Below are 17,142 nucleotides of genomic sequence, written 5' to 3'. Positions count from 1 at the left end.
TCCCATAAACGGATGCTTGGGCGCATCCCTGTCAACCCACGGGCGCCTCCTCCTGCGCCCGCAGCGGCATCACTCGGCGGCGATGTGGCTGACGTCCTGGCCGGACGCGGCCATGATCGCCTTGACGATGTTGTGGTACCCGGTGCACCGGCACAGGTTGCCTTCCAGGTATTTGCGGATTTCGGCCTCGGTCGGGCGCGGGTTTTCCTTCAGCAAGGCCGCCGCCGACATCACCATGCCGGGCGTGCAGAATCCGCATTGCAGGCCGTGATGATCCTGAAACGCCTGCTGGATCACGTTCAGCGATCCGTCCGGGTTGGCCTGCCCTTCGATGGTTCCGACCTCGGCCCCGTCCGCCTCGAGCGCCAGCATGTTGCAGGACTTCACCGCCTCGCCGTTCACATGAACCACGCAGGCGCCGCATTGGGCCGTGTCACAGCCCACATGGGTACCGGTCAGCGACAGGTGATCGCGCAGAAAGCTGGACAGCAGCGTCCGGCCTTCGACATCACCGCTCACGGTCTTTCCGTTCACGGTCATTGAGACCTGTGTCATAAGTTCCTCCCATTTTCGTATTTATCCTTGGCCCGAGTTAAACACGGGAAAAGTCGTTTGAGAACAAAAAACTTGGCCGTTTCCAACCCGTCCCTTAGGAGCAAACTGCCAACATGTATTGCAGGTCGCCAACGGGGCGAAACTGCCGTTACGTCACTTTGCGTTTGGCCCGAGGTTGCGGACGGGTCGGGATTTCCTTGAGCAGACCACCGACGCCCATCGCCGCGATATTGGCTCCCGTGGTCGGGATGCCGCAGGCGACCCGAGACAGCACCCAGTCGGCCCCATTCAACGCGGGCGAACGTGCGCATCCCGGCAAACCGATGACCGGCCGCTTGCCCAAAACCCCGAGAAACAACAGGTTGCCCGGATCAACCGGCATACCGAAACGGTCCACCTGCCCGCCCGCGCGCCGAACAGCCTGAGGCGCCACGTCCTCGACATCGGATGTGGCCGAGCCGGTAAGGATCATCACGATATCGGTGTTCATCCGGGACAATGCCTGCGCCAGAGCGTCGACCGCGTGCGGAACGATCTGCACGTCCTCCAGGCTCAGACCCAGGGCCTCGACCCGGCCGCGCATCGCGGCGATGCCCTTGTCGTTGGGCGGCCCGCCGGTAATGTCGGTCACCACCAACCCGGCGCTGCCAAATATCGGCGTTGCCAGGCGAATGGCCCCCTTTGCCAGCTTCGCCGCGCGCTGAACGTCCGCCAGCGGCACCGCGTAGGAAATGACCTTAATCGTGGCGACCATGCCACCCGTACCCATCTGCTGATGCTGAGGAACGGTGGCCACCGTGATCATCGGGTTGACCTGATTGAACGCCAGCAGAGCCTCAACGTCCAGAGCGGCTACGCCCTCGTGATCGGCAACCAGGTTGACGCGACCCGTAAACGGTTCGGTCACGCGCAAGTTGGCCGCCTGCGGGTCGGGCACCAGCGCCGCGGCCAACTGGCGCGCGGCCTCGTCTTCGTGACAGTCGCCGGGATCCAGCCGCGCGACGACCACCTCGGACACGCCCGCCTCGGCCAACAGGGCGACATGCGTGTCGTCCAGCATCAGTCCCTTGCGCAGCTTTTTCATGCCAGCCATGACCGAATGCGCAAGGATCGCGCCCTTCGCGTCCGCAACCGGCACCGAGCCGAATTTCATGCCTTGCCCCGCAGCACCGCCGTCATCTGCGCGATGATCGCAACGGCAATCTCGGCCGGTCCGGCCGCGCCGATGTCCAGACCGATCGGCCCGTGGATGCGCTGCAACTGCGCTGCCGAAAAACCCGCCTCGGTCATCCGCTGCACCCGTTTGGCATGGGTGCGCGACGACCCCAGCGCGCCGATGTAGAACACTTCCGAATTCAGCGCGGCCTGCAGGGCCGGATCATCCAGCTTGGGGTCGTGGGTCAGTAGCACCACCGCCGTACGCGCATCCAGTCCAATGCTGGCCACGGCCTCGTCCGGCCAGTCGGTCAGCAGCTTTTCACCGGGAAAGCGGGATTGCGACGCAAACGCCTCGCGCGGGTCGATGATGATCGGGTCATAGCCCGCGATCCGCGCCATCGGCACCAGCGCCTGCGCGATATGGACCGCGCCCACCACGATCAGCCGCAAGGGCGGGTTGTGCACGGCCACGAAGGTCTGACCGTCTTCTTCGAACCCTGAACGATCCATGCGCAACCGGTCCGCATAGGCGTTGCGCCGCAGCGCACGGTGGCCGGTCTCGATATTGACCTCATAGGCCACAGGGTCTCGCCGCGCCCGCGCCGCCACCAGTTCGGCCAGCATCGGTTCGGGCAGGACCGCGCCCACCGGCTCGACCAGAACCCGGATCGTGCCGCCGCAGGCCAGCCCGACGGCAAAGGCATCCTCGTCGCTGACCCCGAATTCCAGCAGGCGCGCCTCGCCTTCTTCGATGGCTTCAAGCGCCTCGACGATCACCGCGCCTTCGACACAGCCGCCCGAGACCGAGCCTTCGATTCGACCATCACCGGCAATGACCAACTGGGCCCCCACCCGCCGAGGTGCGCTGCCCCAGGTTTCAACGACCGTCGCCAAAACCGCGCCGCGACCTTCGCGAAACCACGCCAATGCCGTTTCCGGACTGTTGTCAAATCTGTCCATCGGACCCTCCCGCGGTGGTTCGCATCAACATAAGCAGGATTGACGCGATGAAAAGCAAGGAGCGCGTTCTCAGGTGGATTATCTCGGACACCGACCCCGCCAACTTGGTTCTTCATGTGACGCAGAAGGCAGGTTTCGGCCGAAGTCCGCGACAGACAATCAAACATTTGATTGTTTTTCGCCCGCCGACTAGCCTGCGGGCAGGCCCGACTTGCGGCCGAATTGACGCAAGAGATTTTGTAAAGGAGACAATGTCTTGAAACAGATATTTACACTAACCATCGGCGCAGCGGCATTGATTGCAGGCAGCGCCTGGGCCGACACTTTCGAACGCTACGGAGAGGTCGAGGGCTGGAAGGTCTTTGTCGACAAGGAAAAGAAGTCATGCCTGATCGAAGCGGTCGATGATGCCGAAAACGTGGTACAGATGGGTCTGACCGAAGACCGCAGCGTGGGATATGTCGGTGTCTTCACCAAGGCGGAAACCGACATCAAGCGCGGAGACAAGGAGGCCGTCGCGATCCTACTGGGCGACAACCTGTATGTCGGCGAGGCAACCGGAATGAAGGGCAACATCACCAAGGGGTATTCCGGCGGCTATGTCCTGTCGGACGACCCGCAATTCGCCGACGACCTGGCCAAGCAAAAGGTAATGGCGGTGTTTCCCGAGAAATCCTTTGGCTTCACCGTCGATCTGACCGGCACCTACAAAGCCATGGAAATGGCGCGCGAGTGCAACGAAAAGCAACTGCAGTGACGTCAGCTTGCAAGCGCGGCCAACAACCGCGCTTTCTCTCCCTGGTCGTCGGGTCGTGAAATCACGGCGGCCAGGTCCTCAAGCGATGCAATCGAATGACCGGCGCGGAAGCTGTCCACATGCGGCAGCATGGTGGCGACACCCTGCGCCTTTGGCGCGAACCCGTCCCAGCGCAGCAGCGGGTTCAACCAGATCAGCCGCCGGGCCGACAGGTGCAGGCGTTCAATCTCTTTTTCCAGCAGATCGGGATCACCCCGTTCCAGCCCGTCGGTGATCAGCAGCACGACGGCCCCCTGCCCCATAACCCGGCGCGACCAGTCGCGGTTGAACTGGTGCAGGCATTCGCCGATGCGCGTGCCGCCCTCCCAATCCTGCGCCTCGGCCCCGGCAGCGGCCAGCGCCGCATCGACGTCGCGCTGATGCAGGTGCCGTGTGATGTTCGTCAGCCGCGTGCCGAAGGTGAACGCATGCACCTTGGCCCAGCCGGCCCCCTTGGCGTTCGAAACCGTGTGCAGGAAGTGCAGGATGATCCGACTGTACTGGCTCATCGACCCCGAGATGTCACACAGCGCGATCAGGTTGGGCCAGCGCGGTTTCGGTTTGACCAGCGCGATCTGCCGCAGTTCGCCGCCCTGACGCATGGCCGCGCGCAAGGTGCGCGCCCGGTCGATCCGCTGGCCCAGATGGCTGGCCTGACCCCGGCGCGAGGCGATCGGGTCCACCGGCAGTTGCAACCGCGCCAGAATGCGCTTGGCCTGCGCGGTTTCGGCAGTGCTCATCTGTTCAAAATCCAGCGACCGCAGCCGTTCCTCGGACGAGGCGGTCTGCGTGGCGTCAATCTCGATCTCGCTTTCGCCTTCTTGCTCGACGTCCTTGGGCTCGTCCCGCTCGACCCCGTCCAACAGGGCCTCGGCCGCGCGTTTTTCGCCCGCCTCGGCCATGCGTTCCTCCTGAACGCCGCGAATGGCCGGCAGCATCATCGACATCATGTGCTCCAGGTACCGCGGGTCGCGCCAGTACAGGCGGAAGATCTGGGCAAACACGGTGCGATGCTCGGGCCGGTTCACGAAACAGGCGTGCAGGGTCCAGTAGAAATCCTGCTTGCGGGTAAAGCCCGCCGCCTGCACCGCGCGGATGGCGTCAACGACGCGGCCGGGGCCGATCGGCAGCCCGGCCTTGCGCAAGGCGCGCGCGAAATGGGTGATGTTCTGCGCCAGTTTCGGATCGGCCGGGATATCCAGCGGAAGCTGTTCGGCCATCGCTAGGCCCCCGGAGTGTTTTGGCGCCGCGATGACATCAGACCGGTTCGAGCGTGGCTTTGGCCTGATCCAGAATGCGCTTGGCCTCGGAGCCCTGCAGTTTCTGGATGTCGTCCTGGTATTTTAGGATCGCGCCCAGCGTGTCGCCGATCACCTCGGGGCTGAGGTTGATCACGTCCAGTGCCAGCAGGCACTTCGCCCAGTCAATGGTCTCGGCCACGCCGGGTTTCTTGAACAGGTCCTCGGTGCGCAGATGCTGGACAAAGGCCACAACCTCGCGGCTCAGCGCCTCGGCGGCCTCGGGCGCGCGGGAGTGCAGGATTTCCAACTCGCGGTCGAAATCGGGGTAATCGACCCAGTGGTAAAGGCAGCGGCGCTTGAGCGCGTCATGCACCTCGCGCGTGCGGTTCGACGTGACGATGACGATGGGCGGTTCGGGCGCCTTGATCGTGCCGATCTCGGGGATGGTTACCTGGAAGTCGCTCAGCGCCTCCAGCAGGAAGGCCTCGAACGGTTCGTCGGTGCGGTCCAGTTCGTCGATCAGCAGCACCGGCGGGCCAGCCGGGTCGGGCTCCATCGCCTCGAGCAGCGGGCGGCGGATCAGAAAGTCGCCGCTGAACAGTTCCTCCTGCAGGCCTTTCCGGTCGGACCCGCCGACCGCCTCGGCGGTGCGGATGGCCACCATCTGCGCGGGAAAGTTCCATTCATAGACGGCCGAGGACGCATCGAGCCCCTCATAGCATTGCAGCCGGATCAGGCGGCGGCCAAGTCCAGAGGCCAGGGCCTTGGCGATCTCGGTCTTGCCGACGCCCGCTTCGCCCTCCAGAAACAGCGGCCGGCCCAGTCTCAGCGACAGGAACACGACGGTGGCCAGGGCGCGGCCACAGACATAGCCCTGTTCGCCCAGCATCTTCTGAACGGCATCGATGGAATCTGGCTGGCTCATGTGACTCAATCTCCCTTGGCACAACAGGTCATGGCTGCCGCTGCGCGTCAAGACCGTGATCTTTCCGGGACTTGCGGCAATCTGGTCGCCTGGCAAGGTTTGTTGTCGCTTTCCCGTGCGGCCAGCCTGTGCTAGCCCGGCGCCATGACCAATACTCTGACGCTCCGCCGCCCCGATGACTGGCACCTGCATCTGCGCGATGGCGCCATGCTGCAGGCCGTCCTGCCCGAAACCGCCCGCCATTTCGCGCGGGCCATCATCATGCCCAATCTTGTGCCCCCGGTGGTCACCGGCGCTCAGGCCGCGTCCTACCGCGACCGTATCCTGGCCGCCCTGCCCGAAGGCATGAGCTTTGAGCCGTTGATGACCCTGTACCTGACCGAGGATACCGACCCCGACGACATGGCCGCGGCCCACGCAAGCGGTCTGGTCAAGGCGGTCAAGCTGTACCCGGCGGGGGCCACGACCAACTCGGCCTCGGGCGTGCGGGATTTCGACAAGGTGCGCCCCGTGTTGGACCGGATGGCCGAGATTGGCCTGCCGCTCTGCGTGCACGGCGAGGTCACCGATGCCGAGATCGACATCTTCGACCGCGAGGCGGTGTTCATCGACCGCGTTCTGGACCCGATCCGCAAGGCCACGCCGGGCCTGCGCGTGGTGATGGAGCATATCACCACCGTCGACGGCGTGGAGTATGTGCGCGCGAACGAAACTGACCTGGGCGCAACGATCACCGCACATCACCTGATCATCAACCGCAACCACATCCTGGTTGGCGGGATCAAGCCTCACTACTACTGCCTGCCCGTCGCCAAACGCGAAGAGCACCGCACGGCACTGGTTGATGCCGCGACTTCGGGCGACGAACGGTTCTTTCTGGGGACTGACAGCGCCCCGCATACGGATGCCAACAAGGAAATGGCCTGCGGCTGCGCGGGATGTTTCACTGCGACCAACACCATGTCACTGGTGGCCGAGGTCTTTGACCGCGCGGGTGCGCTGGACAAGCTGGAAGGGTTCACCTCGGTCAACGGGCCAAGGTTCTATCGGCTGCCCGTCAACGATCAGGCCATCACCCTGCAGAAGGGCGAACCGGTCAGCTACCCCGACAAGATCGAAACACGCGATGGCCCGGTCACCGTGTTCGACCCCGGCTTCCCGCTGCACTGGCGCGTCGTCTAGTCAACCAGTCGTTTTGCCAGATCCGCTGCGCGCCCGCCGGTGCGCAGCATCGACCAGATCGCATCCGCCTCGTCCGCGCCGATCAGTTTGGCGGCCTTGTCACGGACCCGGTCCTCACGTTCGGAAATCGAGATCGGCGCGGCCAGATCGTGGGTCGCTTCGCGCCGCGCCCCGTCCCGCCGCAGCAGCGCCAGGCGGGCCTCGGTCTCGGACAGCGTTTCGTCCGCTTCGACCGTGATCCGGTCGCGCAGCGACTGCAGGCGCGGATCGGCGCAGACCTTGTCCGTGTAGCTTTCAGGCAGGGCCGTTTCGTATCCCAGCGCCTGCATGGCGATCACCGTCCGATAGGAAAACTTGGCGCCCAGCCCGGTTGTCGGAGCGGTCTGATTGCAGACGCTCATCCAACGCGGATGGGTGCGGATTTTGATCTCGGCCACCTCGGGTTCGGCGATGTCCAGATCGCGCGCAGCCTCAAGCGCGGCGTGCAGCCCGTGGCAGCAAGCGTGGAACTTGTGGCTGACGCTTTCGAACAGCCACTCATCCCCAAGCCCCGACAGCGCTGTGGCTGTGTCATCGGCACCGTGATGCGTCGCGCCAAACCCGAACGGCCCGGTCAGGGCATCGGGATTGGGAACGAACCCCCGCTGCACCAGCAGCGCGGCCTCGACCCCGACCGAAGCCGCCTGCCCCGCATTGTAGGGCTTGCCCATGGTGCCAAACTGCGCCTTGAGGCCCGCCGCCCGGGTCGCGGTCAGCCCCAGAACCCGGCGCATGGCCGCCGGATCGCATCCCAGCAGGCGGGCGGCCGCCACGGCCGCTCCGAACGCCCCCGCCGTCGCGGTCTGGTGAAACCCGACCTGATAATGCCCCCGCCCCAGCCACAGGCCAATGCGGATGGACAGTTCCATCCCCACCAAGGCCGCCTCGAGCAAATCGACGATGGGCTGATCCTGCCATTCGGCCACGGCCAGCGCGGCGGGAAACACCGCCACCGAGGGGTGGCCGATATGGGCGAAATGCGTGTCGTCATAGTCCAGCGCATGCGACACCGTGCCGTTGACCAAAGCCGCCGCGCGCATCGGCGCGGCCCCGCCGCCGAACAGGGTGGCCTGGCCGGCCCCGCCTTCGTCCAGCACCATCCCTCGCAGGATGCGCGAGACCGGTTCGTTGACGCCTGCGCGCCCAACCGCCAGCCAGTCGAGCGCGGACAAAGACGTGACGATCCGAGCCCGCGCAGTTGTCTTGACCGGGCCTGCGGCGAATTCGGAAAGAGTGCGTGTGAAATCAGTCATGCGGCGCAGTCTAACGTGCGCCCGCGCCGGGTAAACCCTCAGCCGTAAAGGCTGGCCGCGCGCTGCTCGAAGGCCCGTACGATCCGGTGCATCGCCTCGTTGAAAACCACGCCGATGATGCCCTGCAACACGGCGTTCTTGAACTCGAAATCCACGTGGAAGGATACGTTGCAGCCGCCCTCGGGCGCGTCCTCGAAATGCCAGTCCGATTTCATGTATTTGAACGGGCCGTCCAGATATTCGGTGTCGATCTTCCTTTGATCGGGGTACAGCGTCACCCGGCTGCCGAACCGTTCGCGGAACACCTTGAACGAGATCACCAGATCGGCCTCCATCACCTGCGCCTCGCCCGCCGCATAGGTTCGCCGGATCCGCGCGGCCGCGCACCAAGGCAGAAACTCGGGGTATTTCGCCACATCTGCAACCAGATCATACATCTGCTGCGCGCTGTATGGGAGGTGGCGGGTTTCCGAATGAGTGGGCATGGCAACCTGGGCATTTGAAACGTGACAATGGCGCGTCATGTCGTATGTTGCGCGCCAAAGATCAAGGGGGCAGCCATGAGCCAGCGCGCATATGTGATAGATGAGATGATCTCGGCCAAGGCCATCGCGGCGCGGATCGAGGAACTGTGCCGCGAAATCACCCGCGAATTCGGCGATACCGACAAGCTGGTGGTCGTGGGCCTGCTGCGCGGCAGCTTCGTGTTCATCGCCGATCTTGTACGCGAACTGGACCTGCCGATCGAGGTCGATTTCCTCGAGGCGTCTTCGTATGGCGATTCAATGGAAAGCAGCCGGGAAGTGCGCATTCTCAAAGACTTGCGCGGCGCAATTGAAGGGCGCGACGTGCTGGTGGTCGAAGATATCGTCGATACGGGACACACGCTGAACCACGTCACCCACCTGCTGCGCAGCCGCCAGCCGAAACGGCTCAAGTCGATTGCCCTTCTGGACAAACCCAGCCGCCGCGAGGTCGATTTCCGCGCCGACTGGATCGGCTTTGAAATCCCGGACGAATTCGTCGTGGGTTATGGCATCGACTATGCCCAACGCAACCGCAACCTGCCCTTCATCGGCAAGGTCCGCTTTACCGAAGACTGATCCCGCCGCGGATTCGAGGCCTCATGATCCTGCGCCACCTTCTGCGAATGTCCCGATGGGCGCGCAATCCGCCCTCGGACCAGCGGGTCAAGCTGGTGCTCGGCCTGATCGTGCTGTGTCTGGTGATTGCCGGCGTTGAATACATGGGCTGGTGGCCCGAATGGGCAACAAGCCAGCCACGCAAGCTCAGGCCGTGACCGGCGCGCCCAGCACCTGACGAATTGCCGCCAGAAAGATACCCGCACCGACAGGAATCAGCGCGTCGGGGAAGTCATAGTCGGGGTTGTGAAGTTGCGGATGGTCAACCCCGGCCCCCAGCCAAAACATGGCGGTTTTCGACCCTTTGGCGAATTGCCCGAAATCCTCCGAAAACCTTTGCGGCACGGCGGTCAGGCGCGGTTGCACCCCGGCCTGCGCGCAGGCTTGAGCCAGGATCTGAACGGCCTCTGGGTGGTTGACGCAGGCCTCGAACACGTCGTCATAGGTGATCACAACACCCAGCCCCTCGTCTGCAGCGACCTTGCGCACCAGCGCCTCGGCATGATCGACCAGTTGCGCCATGCGCGCGTCCGAGACGGTGCGCAGCGTGACCCATATCTCGGCCTCACCGGGCGCCACGCCGAATGTCGGGGCCCCCAGTTGGGCGTGGGTGACGGTGGTCAGCGCATAATCCTCAGTCAGTTCGCCGCCCGGCCCCAAGGCCGCCAAGGCCGGCATCAACTCGGCCATGGCCGAGGCCGGTGACAGCCCGTCCTGCGGGGCCGCGGCGTGCGAGGTCTTGCCCGTCAGCCGCACCCGCATCCCGCGTGAGGCGCAATTGGCCGGGCCAGAGCACAGTTCGACCGCGCCCAGGTCCAGCCCCGGCAAGTTGTGCAGAGAGAACAGGAAATCCGGCTGTATTTCAGCGTATTGCGGGTCGTTCGGAAAGTCGCGTGCGCCCTGTCCGGTCTCTTCGGCGGGCTGAAAGATCAGCACGACCCGACCGCGTGACATGGGCGTTTGCGCCAGGTCCTGCGCCACGCCCAGCACAATGGCCATATGGCCGTCATGCCCGCACAGATGCCCCTTGCCCGGAATCTGCGAGCAATAGGGTTTGCCCGCCATCTCCAAAATCGGCAGCGCGTCCAGTTCGCAGCGGATACCAACGGTCGGTCCCGGCTGGCCCGAGTCGAACACGGCCGCCACCCCATGCCCACCGATCCCGGTCAGAAGCCGACTGGCCAAACCACGCAATTGCTCGGCGATGAAAACGGCCGTTTCGGCCTCTTCACCCGAGACCTCGGGCCGTTGGTGCAACGCGTGGCGCAGCGCAGTCAGTTGCGCGAGCCGTTCGGGCGTCACGCCTGCCCCAGCTTTTTCTGCCGCGCTGCCCGCAGGCGCGCGAAATCATCGCCCGCATGGTACGAGGACCGGGTCAGGGGCGTGGCTGAAACCATCAGGAACCCCTTGCCATATGCGGCTTTTTCATAGGCCGCGAACTCTTCGGGCGTGACAAAGCGGTCCACGCGATGGTGTTTCGGCGTGGGCTGCAGATACTGGCCGATGGTCAGGAAATCGATATCGGCGGCGCGCATGTCGTCCATGACCTGGCGCACCTGCTGTTCGTTCTCGCCCAGTCCGACCATGATACCCGACTTGGTGAAGATCGACGGGTCCAGTTCCTTGACCCTCTGCAGCAGACGCAGCGAGTGGAAATAGCGCGCGCCCGGGCGCACCTCGGGGTACAGGCCCGGCACGGTTTCAAGGTTGTGGTTGAACACGTCCGGCTTGGCCGCGACCACGGTTTCCAGAACCGACGGATCGCATTTCAGGAAATCCGGGGTCAGAATCTCGATCGTGGTCTTGGGCGAGCGGTGACGCACCGCGCGGATGGTCTGAGCGAAATGCTCGGCCCCGCCATCGGCCAGGTCGTCCCGGTCGACCGAGGTGATCACGACGTGGTTCAGGCCCAGTTTTTCCACCGCATGTGCCACCCGGCCCGGTTCGAACGCATCCAGCGCATCGGGGCGACCGGTGGCGATGTTGCAGAAGGTGCAGCCACGGGTGCAGATCTCACCCATGATCATCATGGTAGCGTGGCCCTGGCTCCAGCATTCGCCCACATTCGGGCAGCCGGCCTCTTCGCAGACGGTGACCAGGTTGTTGTCGCGCATGATCCGGCGCGTGTCGGCATAGCCCTTGCCGCCGGGCGCTTTCACCCGGATCCAGTTGGGCTTTTTCGGCTGCGCATTGTCGGGCTTATGCGCCTTTTCCGGGTGACGTTGTTCAGGGATTTTCAGATCGCGCACGGGGCCGGTTTCCTGACTTTGGGTAAATTTGGTTGGTGAATAACATAAACCGGTCGGATGTATTACGCCAGCCGTGCATAGCAGCCATGCGTCAGCGTTTCGCAGATGCAAAATAGGAGGGCGATTTTCTAGGAGATCAACGCAAATTTCTACATGATTTCTATAGATAAGAGGATATTCGCAAACGCAGCACATCCCGTGTTGAAGCCGGTTTGGAATCGTTTTAACCCACGGGCCGAACAAATGTGAATCACAGGAGATGCCCCATGAAAACCGGCGCCAAGCTGCCCGACGTGACATTCCACACCCGCGTGCGCGACGACTCGATCGAAGGGCCCAACCCGTTCCGCTGGGAAGACAAGACCACGGCCGACTACTTCGCAGGCAAGCGGGTCATCCTGTTCTCGCTGCCCGGTGCGTTCACGCCCACCTGCTCGACCTACCAGCTGCCGGGGTTCGAGAACAACTACGAGGCGTTCAAGGCAAAGGGCATCGACGAGATCTACTGCATGTCGGTCAATGACAGCTTTGTCATGAACAAATGGGCGCAGGATCAAGGGCTGAAGAACGTCAAGGTCATCCCCGACGGGTCGGGTGAGTTCACTCGCAAGATGGGTATGCTGGTCGACAAGTCCAATCTGGGATTTGGTATGCGCTCGTGGCGCTATGCAGCCATCATCAACGACGGTGTGGTCGAGGCGTGGTTCGAAGAGCCCGGCCTGATGGACAACTGCCCCGAGGACCCCTATGGCGTTTCGTCGCCCGAAAACCTGATGAAGCACTTGGAAGAAGCGCAACAGCCCGAAATGGCCTGAGCCGTCAACCCGCCTCCACTCGAAGGGCTCGCCGCGCGCGGGCCCTTTTCAGTTCCGAGTTTCTGAAACGATGTTTTCGCCGACCTGCCGGATCACCTGGGCCAGTTGATCGAACCACACCGCCCCATCCGACGAATCGCGCCGCACAAGGCCGATCTGCCGCGCGGGCTCCGGGGCGCCGAACCGCAGCAGTTTCAGCCCCGGCACGGCATCGACCTCGGAACGCGCCGCCAATTCCGGAATCAAGGTCAGGCCGAACCCCTCCGCCACCAACCGCGACAGCGTGGCCAAAGACGACGCGCCCATGTTGATATGGGCGCTGGTCCGGTCCTGCCCGCACACCTCAAGTGCCTGATCCGTCAGGCAGTGCCCGTCTTCCAGCAGCATCAGTTGGGCCGCGTTCAGGTCGATCGGGCGCAGAGCGTCGGGGCTGACGGTCAGGCTGTTCAGGCGCGTCTCGCTGCCAGCCAGCAGAAAACGATCCTCAAACAGAGGTACCTCGTCCAGGCCGCGCGCGCCCACCGGCAGGGCCAGCACGGCGGCGTCGATCTCGCCCGCTTTCAGCATCGACAGCAACCGCTCGGTGCGTGCCTCGCGTACCTGTACGCGCAGGGACACATCCGCCGACCGCAGACCAGCCAAGACACCCGGCAGCAGATACGGTGCGACCGTCGGGATCAAGCCGACCGACAGACTGCGATGCCCGGTGGAGTTGTCACGCGCAAACCGATCCAACCGTTCGGCCGCGCCCAAAATGCGCCGTGCGTGCTCAAGCGCGTCGCGCCCCAACGGTGTCAGCAGAACATCTCGGGCGCGCCTTTCAAATAGCGGCCCGCCCATGATGTCTTCCAAAGCCCGTATCTGCACCGATAGTGCCGGTTGAGACACATGACACACCTGAGCGGCCCGGCCAAAGTTGCGCTGCTCGGCCACGGCGCGGAAGTATTGCAGCTGTCTGAGGGTAAAATTCATAACCCTTGATTATCACCTGTTGCGTTTTCCGCAACTCCGGCCAATCGGACTCAAGTTGGATCAACCGATCAATCTGTCACACTCTGCTTGCTTCTCGTAATGGCGCTTGAGGCGCTGCAACGCAATGCGCAGCACGATCTTCCCAGAACGTGCTGACCAGCCCATCCGTTTCTCGGCCAGTTCCAGGCCTTCCAGATAGCAACAACACCGCAGCGCAACGTCGCTCAAACCCGGACCCAGATCCGACAAGGCCCGAGCCACGCGATCACGCGCCTCGGACGACCCGCGCGCAACCTGAGCATCGCCTTCGAAACCCGCACGACCGCCAGCGGTAAGGAACCGGTCCCAGTTCTGCGTGACCCGCGGTCCGATCTGGGCCAGCTCGAAATCCTCGCGCAGTCGCTCTCCGGCGCGCACCAGGCTTTCGTCCAGAAACGGCTTTCCATCCCGGTCGCGCCGGCGCGACAAGGCAATCAGGGGGCTCTCCGCTGCGCAATAACGGATGCGCCGTGGACGCTTCTCGTCGGCTTGACTGCGCGTTTTGAACTTCGCCGGTGCCTCGGCCATGCCATATTCAGTCTGTGTCCGCGCGCGGTTTTCGGCATCGGCAATCAACTGGCTTAATGCGGTTCGGCCCATTTGCGTGATCCGGTAACGCGACACACGCCCCGCATTGTCACAAACGATCCAGTCCTTCAGAGCCAGAGCCTGAGCGGTCTTGCAATCAACAACGGCGGTCCGAGTTGTACCGCCCTCGCCGCTGTCGCGGACAACGACCGCCTTTTCCATGTCCTCGGCCACGGCCAGAACCGCACCCGTTTCGCAAAGGCGCCGCAGCACCCGCAAAGCCTCGCGCTCGAACGCCTCGTCTTCGGCATTGGGAATGCGATGAGGATCATCGCCGACGCTAAACAAGGGACCAGAGGCGACTTCATTCCCCGCACCGGGAAAGTGTGTTTCGGCAAGTGACTGCAGTGCTGCATCCACCAAGGGATCGTCGCGGCGCATTTCGATCCTTCGAATCTGTCGCAGAATGGTTGACGCGTGACACCCTGCCGACCGCGCCAGATCCCGGATCGACCGTCCCGCCTCGGTATGGGCCAGGTATCGCTGTGCCCCTTCGGGAACCCAAGCTGGAACGGTGAATGCGGTGCTGTTTTCCATCGTTATTCGCCCTCGTCGACAATCAAACTGCCACTGTCCGCCGTCGGATAAAGTGTTAACCAAATCTACCTAGAGTTGCTTTCGTTACTCGTTCGTTAACCTCCAACGGCTCTGACCAGAATTGATTCAAAAAGATAAACAGTCGTGAAACCATCGTTCGGCGCGAGCTCGATCACGGCAACACCCGCTTGGGTTGTGCAAAATTGCTGCAGGCAAAATTGAACAGAGGAACGCCGAAATGCAGGACCTGATGACTATGATCACCGCCCTCCGCCGCCCGCGGCTGCTGTCTCGGGCAGCCAAGGTCGGAGCACAGGAATACGACCGTGACCGCCACTTGCAGCGCCTGTTTGGCTATGGCGCGCTACCGGGAACCGGAGCGGCCTTGATGCGACTGTTGGAGATGGAGCGGAGCGTCGACGACCAACGACGCTCGGGCGACGCCGCGTATTCGCTGGTTCGCCACCTGGACCTACTAATCGCTTTGATTGGTGAGGCGCGACTGCATCAAGCCAGCCGCGCCCCGGAACTTCATGTCGTCAAGTGAAGGCGTCGGGCATGGACGCTTTCTTTTCCTCGACATAGGCGGTTAGTGCCGCCAGTTTTTCCGGGTCGAGTTGCGGTTGCTGGTAGTTGGCCAGCAGATGCTCGACCCGGGCCGAGGCCAGCATGCGCGTGTCCCGCGCACCCTCTTCTTCCCATGTTTCAAAGGGTTTGTAGTCCAGCAGGTCGGTCTTCCAGAAGGCGCTTTGGAAATTGGCCTGGGTGTGCGCACAACCAAGATAGTGACCACCCGGCCCCACCTCACGAATCGCGTCCATGGCCTGCGCGTTTTCATCATAGGCCACCCCTTTGGCCAACGCATGAAGCGCTCCCAACTGATCGGCATCCATGACGAATTTTTCGAAGTCCGCAACCAGACCGCCTTCGAGCCAGCCACATGCATGCAACATGAAGTTGACGCCTGACAGCAGACCCATGTTCAGCGAATTCGCAGTCTCGTAAGCCGCCTGCGCGTCCGGAAGCTTGGACCCGCAGAACGACCCGGCCGAGCGGTATGGAACACCCAAACGGCGCGCCAACTGACCGGCGCCATAGGTGATGTGCGCGGCTTCGGGCGTGCCGAAAGTCGGTGCACCAGAGTTCATGTCGATCGACGACACGAATGCGCCAAAAATGGCCGGTGCACCCGGGCGGATGATCTGGCTGTAGGCGATGCCGGCCAGCACCTCGGCCAGCACCTGCGTCAGAGTACCAGCAACCGAAACCGGGGCCATCGCGCCGCCCACGATGAAGGGCGAGATGATGCAGGCCTGATTGTTGCGCGCATAGACTTCCAGCGACCCCATCATCACGTCGTCGAACGTCATCGGCGAGTTGATGTTGGTGAGCGAGGTCATCACGGTGTTTTCCTGCACGAACTCCTTGCCGAACAGGATTTCGCACATCTCGACCGAATCCTGCGCCCGGCTGGGATCGGTTACCGACCCCATGAAGGGTTTGTCCGACAGCGTCATATGTGCCATCAGCATGTCGAGGTGCCGCTTGTTCACCGGAACGTCCGTCGGTTCGCAGACCGTGCCGCCCGAGTGGTGCAGCCACTTGGACATGTAGGCCAGTTTCACGAACTTGTTGAAATCGTCCATCGTGGCATAGCGGCGGCCACCCTGTGCGTCCCGCACGAAAGGCGGTCCGTAGACCGGCGCCAGCACAAGGTTGCGCCCGCCGATTACCACCGATTTTTCGGGGTTGCGCGCGTGCTGCGTGAATTCCTTGGGCGCGGTCTTGATCAGTTCGCGGGCCAGACCTCGCGGAATGCGAACGCGCTCACCATCGATGTCGGCCCCGGCATCGCGCCATCGTTCCAGCGCCGCAGGGTTGTCGACGAAATTGACGCCGACCTCCTCCAGCACGGTTTCCGCATTGGCCTCGATGATCTCCAACGCTTCGTCATTGAGGATCTCGAAGTTCGGAATGTTGCGTTCGATATACTTCGCCGTTTCGATCCGAACCGCGGTACGCTCGGCCCGGCGGGCGGCGCCTCCGCCACCACGCGCTCTGCGTCGGGTGCTTGCCTCTGTCATGCGATGATCCCGTGTGAAAGTTTAGATTGGATTGCTTGTTACAAGATGCCGCGACTTCACCAGATGTGGATTCCGGCGCAATAGGGGGAAAAGCGACATATTCCGCGCTATCCAGCACCAGCAACAGGCCTTACGGGGCGTCAGGTTGGCTTGCTGAAATAAACCTTGTTCCCCTCGTGCCCGGTCTCCTGCCACCCAAGATGACGGTACATCGCGCGGGTGTCCGCCATCAGGCGGTGGGTTGTCAGGCGCATGTTCCGAACCCCGTTTTCGCGAGCCTCTGTCGCGACGAAATTGAGCAGCCGACGAGCAATGCCCCGCCCTTGCGCATCCGGTGAAACAGCCAGATTAAAGATCATCGCGGTTTCTCTTTCGAAACCAAAAACCACGACACCCTGCAGGGATGTTTCATCCGCGGCGACAACGACGTTCCGGTCGCGAATGTCCTCCTCGACCCCCTCGGTCACATCCGGCAGGTCGGGAATGGACTGGCGCGCTGCGGCATAGGCCGCTTCGATACATCGGCGGATGGGCTCCGCATCGGTTGCCACAGCCCTTCTGAGCGAAATTCCGGTCATTCAATGCGCTCCGCGTCACTCTTTCCCGC

General features: G+C 63.1%; 19 protein-coding genes. 6 read left to right on the top strand and 13 right to left on the bottom strand.

The annotated features are described in order from the left end of the window. Window positions 1-69: 69 nt before the first annotated feature. From ACR3EK_RS06805 to ACR3EK_RS06795, 3 genes are all read right to left on the bottom strand, one after another. Window positions 70-555 (bottom strand): (2Fe-2S)-binding protein, encoded by a 486-nt coding sequence (locus ACR3EK_RS06805; protein ID WP_149775244.1) that lies wholly within the window; start codon window positions 553-555, stop codon window positions 70-72. Window positions 556-703: 148 nt separating this feature from the next. Beyond that, window positions 704-1,708, bottom strand: a complete 1,005-nt coding sequence (locus ACR3EK_RS06800; protein WP_480633008.1) for a molybdopterin-binding protein — start codon at window positions 1,706-1,708, stop codon at window positions 704-706. Next, window positions 1,705-2,673 (bottom strand): XdhC family protein, encoded by a 969-nt coding sequence (locus ACR3EK_RS06795; protein ID WP_480633007.1) that lies wholly within the window; start codon window positions 2,671-2,673, stop codon window positions 1,705-1,707. The genes ACR3EK_RS06800 and ACR3EK_RS06795 overlap by 4 nt, the downstream gene beginning before the upstream one ends. A gap of 256 nt (window positions 2,674-2,929) precedes the next feature. On the opposite strand from ACR3EK_RS06795, the gene ACR3EK_RS06790 reads away from it, so the two are divergent. Then, the gene (locus tag ACR3EK_RS06790; RefSeq protein ID WP_093961916.1) at window positions 2,930-3,430 is read left to right on the top strand and encodes a hypothetical protein; all 501 of its coding nucleotides are present in this window, start codon (window positions 2,930-2,932) and stop codon (window positions 3,428-3,430) included. A 2-nt stretch (window positions 3,431-3,432) separates the two neighbouring features. Here ACR3EK_RS06790 and ACR3EK_RS06785 read toward each other — a convergent pair whose 3' ends face one another. Beyond that, window positions 3,433-4,689 carry a vWA domain-containing protein gene (locus tag ACR3EK_RS06785; protein WP_480633006.1) on the bottom strand — a complete coding sequence of 419 codons (1,257 nt, stop codon included), beginning with the start codon at window positions 4,687-4,689 and terminating at the stop codon, window positions 3,433-3,435. 37 nt (window positions 4,690-4,726) lie between these two features. Further along, window positions 4,727-5,635, bottom strand: coding sequence for an AAA family ATPase (locus ACR3EK_RS06780; RefSeq protein ID WP_222456584.1), 909 nt, complete (start codon window positions 5,633-5,635; stop codon window positions 4,727-4,729). Between the two features lie 144 nt (window positions 5,636-5,779). Here ACR3EK_RS06780 and pyrC point away from each other — a divergent pair, with 144 nt between their 5' ends. After that, entirely contained in the window at window positions 5,780-6,817 is a 1,038-nt protein-coding gene (gene pyrC / locus ACR3EK_RS06775) for a dihydroorotase (protein ID WP_480633005.1), read from the top strand. On the opposite strand, the gene ACR3EK_RS06770 is transcribed toward pyrC, so the two are convergent. Together ACR3EK_RS06770 and ACR3EK_RS06765 are read right to left on the bottom strand one after the other, a co-directional pair. Beyond that, window positions 6,814-8,109: an MmgE/PrpD family protein gene (locus ACR3EK_RS06770; RefSeq protein ID WP_480633004.1), complete on the bottom strand. Its 1,296-nt coding sequence runs from the start codon at window positions 8,107-8,109 to the stop codon at window positions 6,814-6,816. The genes pyrC and ACR3EK_RS06770 overlap by 4 nt on opposite strands. A 38-nt stretch (window positions 8,110-8,147) precedes the next feature. Beyond that, a complete protein-coding gene (locus ACR3EK_RS06765; RefSeq protein WP_093961911.1) occupies window positions 8,148-8,594 on the bottom strand; it encodes a type II toxin-antitoxin system RatA family toxin in 447 nt (148 codons plus the stop codon). Between the two features lie 75 nt (window positions 8,595-8,669). On the opposite strand from ACR3EK_RS06765, the gene hpt reads away from it, so the two are divergent. Next, the gene (gene hpt, locus ACR3EK_RS06760; protein WP_093962943.1) at window positions 8,670-9,212 is read left to right on the top strand and encodes a hypoxanthine phosphoribosyltransferase; all 543 of its coding nucleotides are present in this window, start codon (window positions 8,670-8,672) and stop codon (window positions 9,210-9,212) included. A 47-nt stretch (window positions 9,213-9,259) separates the two neighbouring features. Next, window positions 9,260-9,409 (top strand): hypothetical protein, encoded by a 150-nt coding sequence (locus tag ACR3EK_RS06755; protein ID WP_165615114.1) that lies wholly within the window; start codon window positions 9,260-9,262, stop codon window positions 9,407-9,409. Here ACR3EK_RS06755 and ACR3EK_RS06750 read toward each other — a convergent pair. Both ACR3EK_RS06750 and lipA read right to left on the bottom strand, forming a co-directional pair. Next, on the bottom strand, window positions 9,399-10,553 hold the full coding sequence (locus ACR3EK_RS06750) for an amidohydrolase (RefSeq protein ID WP_480633003.1): 1,155 nt from the start codon (window positions 10,551-10,553) through the stop codon (window positions 9,399-9,401). The genes ACR3EK_RS06755 and ACR3EK_RS06750 overlap by 11 nt on opposite strands. After that, a complete protein-coding gene (gene lipA / locus ACR3EK_RS06745) occupies window positions 10,550-11,500 on the bottom strand; it encodes a lipoyl synthase (protein WP_005983549.1) in 951 nt (316 codons plus the stop codon). Before lipA ends, ACR3EK_RS06750 begins: the two co-directional genes overlap by 4 nt. 266 nt (window positions 11,501-11,766) lie before the next feature. On the opposite strand from lipA, the gene ACR3EK_RS06740 reads away from it, so the two are divergent. Further along, window positions 11,767-12,315, top strand: a complete 549-nt coding sequence (locus ACR3EK_RS06740; RefSeq protein WP_480633002.1) for a redoxin family protein — start codon at window positions 11,767-11,769, stop codon at window positions 12,313-12,315. A gap of 48 nt (window positions 12,316-12,363) precedes the next feature. Here the strand turns inward: ACR3EK_RS06740 and ACR3EK_RS06735 are convergent, their stop codons facing one another. Beyond that, a complete protein-coding gene (locus ACR3EK_RS06735) occupies window positions 12,364-13,287 on the bottom strand; it encodes a LysR substrate-binding domain-containing protein (RefSeq protein ID WP_170389905.1) in 924 nt (307 codons plus the stop codon). Window positions 13,288-13,347: 60 nt separating this feature from the next. Further along, window positions 13,348-14,451 (bottom strand): DUF6456 domain-containing protein, encoded by a 1,104-nt coding sequence (locus ACR3EK_RS06730; RefSeq protein ID WP_170371164.1) that lies wholly within the window; start codon window positions 14,449-14,451, stop codon window positions 13,348-13,350. 238 nt (window positions 14,452-14,689) lie between these two features. On the opposite strand from ACR3EK_RS06730, the gene ACR3EK_RS06725 reads away from it, so the two are divergent. Beyond that, the gene (locus ACR3EK_RS06725; RefSeq protein ID WP_093961906.1) at window positions 14,690-14,998 is read left to right on the top strand and encodes a DUF6477 family protein; all 309 of its coding nucleotides are present in this window, start codon (window positions 14,690-14,692) and stop codon (window positions 14,996-14,998) included. Here ACR3EK_RS06725 and ACR3EK_RS06720 read toward each other — a convergent pair. Both ACR3EK_RS06720 and ACR3EK_RS06715 read right to left on the bottom strand, forming a co-directional pair. Next, window positions 14,991-16,535, bottom strand: coding sequence for a trimethylamine methyltransferase family protein (locus tag ACR3EK_RS06720; RefSeq protein ID WP_170357634.1), 1,545 nt, complete (start codon window positions 16,533-16,535; stop codon window positions 14,991-14,993). The genes ACR3EK_RS06725 and ACR3EK_RS06720 overlap by 8 nt on opposite strands. Before the next feature lie 140 nt (window positions 16,536-16,675). After that, on the bottom strand, window positions 16,676-17,113 hold the full coding sequence (locus ACR3EK_RS06715; protein ID WP_170442569.1) for a GNAT family N-acetyltransferase: 438 nt from the start codon (window positions 17,111-17,113) through the stop codon (window positions 16,676-16,678). Window positions 17,114-17,142 lie beyond the last annotated feature (29 nt).

It is taken from the genome of Ruegeria sp. BC8 (assembly GCF_056535705.1).
This window is presented reverse-complemented; position numbering and strand designations above follow the sequence as displayed.

Bases quoted from the DNA above. Each gene is read 5' to 3' on its own strand.
- ACR3EK_RS06805 (WP_149775244.1), bottom strand. From the start codon at position 555: ATGACACAGGTCTCAATGACCGTGAACGGAAAGACCGTGAGCGGTGAT.
- ACR3EK_RS06800 (WP_480633008.1), bottom strand. From the start codon at position 1,708: ATGAAATTCGGCTCGGTGCCGGTTGCGGACGCGAAGGGCGCGATCCTT.
- ACR3EK_RS06795 (WP_480633007.1), bottom strand. From the start codon at position 2,673: ATGGACAGATTTGACAACAGTCCGGAAACGGCATTGGCGTGGTTTCGC.
- ACR3EK_RS06785 (WP_480633006.1), bottom strand. From the start codon at position 4,689: ATGGCCGAACAGCTTCCGCTGGATATCCCGGCCGATCCGAAACTGGCG.
- ACR3EK_RS06780 (WP_222456584.1), bottom strand. From the start codon at position 5,635: ATGAGCCAGCCAGATTCCATCGATGCCGTTCAGAAGATGCTGGGCGAA.
- pyrC (WP_480633005.1), top strand. From the start codon at position 5,780: ATGACCAATACTCTGACGCTCCGCCGCCCCGATGACTGGCACCTGCAT.
- ACR3EK_RS06770 (WP_480633004.1), bottom strand. From the start codon at position 8,109: ATGACTGATTTCACACGCACTCTTTCCGAATTCGCCGCAGGCCCGGTC.
- ACR3EK_RS06765 (WP_093961911.1), bottom strand. From the start codon at position 8,594: ATGCCCACTCATTCGGAAACCCGCCACCTCCCATACAGCGCGCAGCAG.
- hpt (WP_093962943.1), top strand. From the start codon at position 8,670: ATGAGCCAGCGCGCATATGTGATAGATGAGATGATCTCGGCCAAGGCC.
- ACR3EK_RS06755 (WP_165615114.1), top strand. From the start codon at position 9,260: ATGTCCCGATGGGCGCGCAATCCGCCCTCGGACCAGCGGGTCAAGCTG.
- ACR3EK_RS06740 (WP_480633002.1), top strand. From the start codon at position 11,767: ATGAAAACCGGCGCCAAGCTGCCCGACGTGACATTCCACACCCGCGTG.
- ACR3EK_RS06735 (WP_170389905.1), bottom strand. From the start codon at position 13,287: ATGAATTTTACCCTCAGACAGCTGCAATACTTCCGCGCCGTGGCCGAG.
- ACR3EK_RS06730 (WP_170371164.1), bottom strand. From the start codon at position 14,451: ATGGAAAACAGCACCGCATTCACCGTTCCAGCTTGGGTTCCCGAAGGG.
- ACR3EK_RS06725 (WP_093961906.1), top strand. From the start codon at position 14,690: ATGCAGGACCTGATGACTATGATCACCGCCCTCCGCCGCCCGCGGCTG.
- ACR3EK_RS06720 (WP_170357634.1), bottom strand. From the start codon at position 16,535: ATGACAGAGGCAAGCACCCGACGCAGAGCGCGTGGTGGCGGAGGCGCC.
- ACR3EK_RS06715 (WP_170442569.1), bottom strand. From the start codon at position 17,113: ATGACCGGAATTTCGCTCAGAAGGGCTGTGGCAACCGATGCGGAGCCC.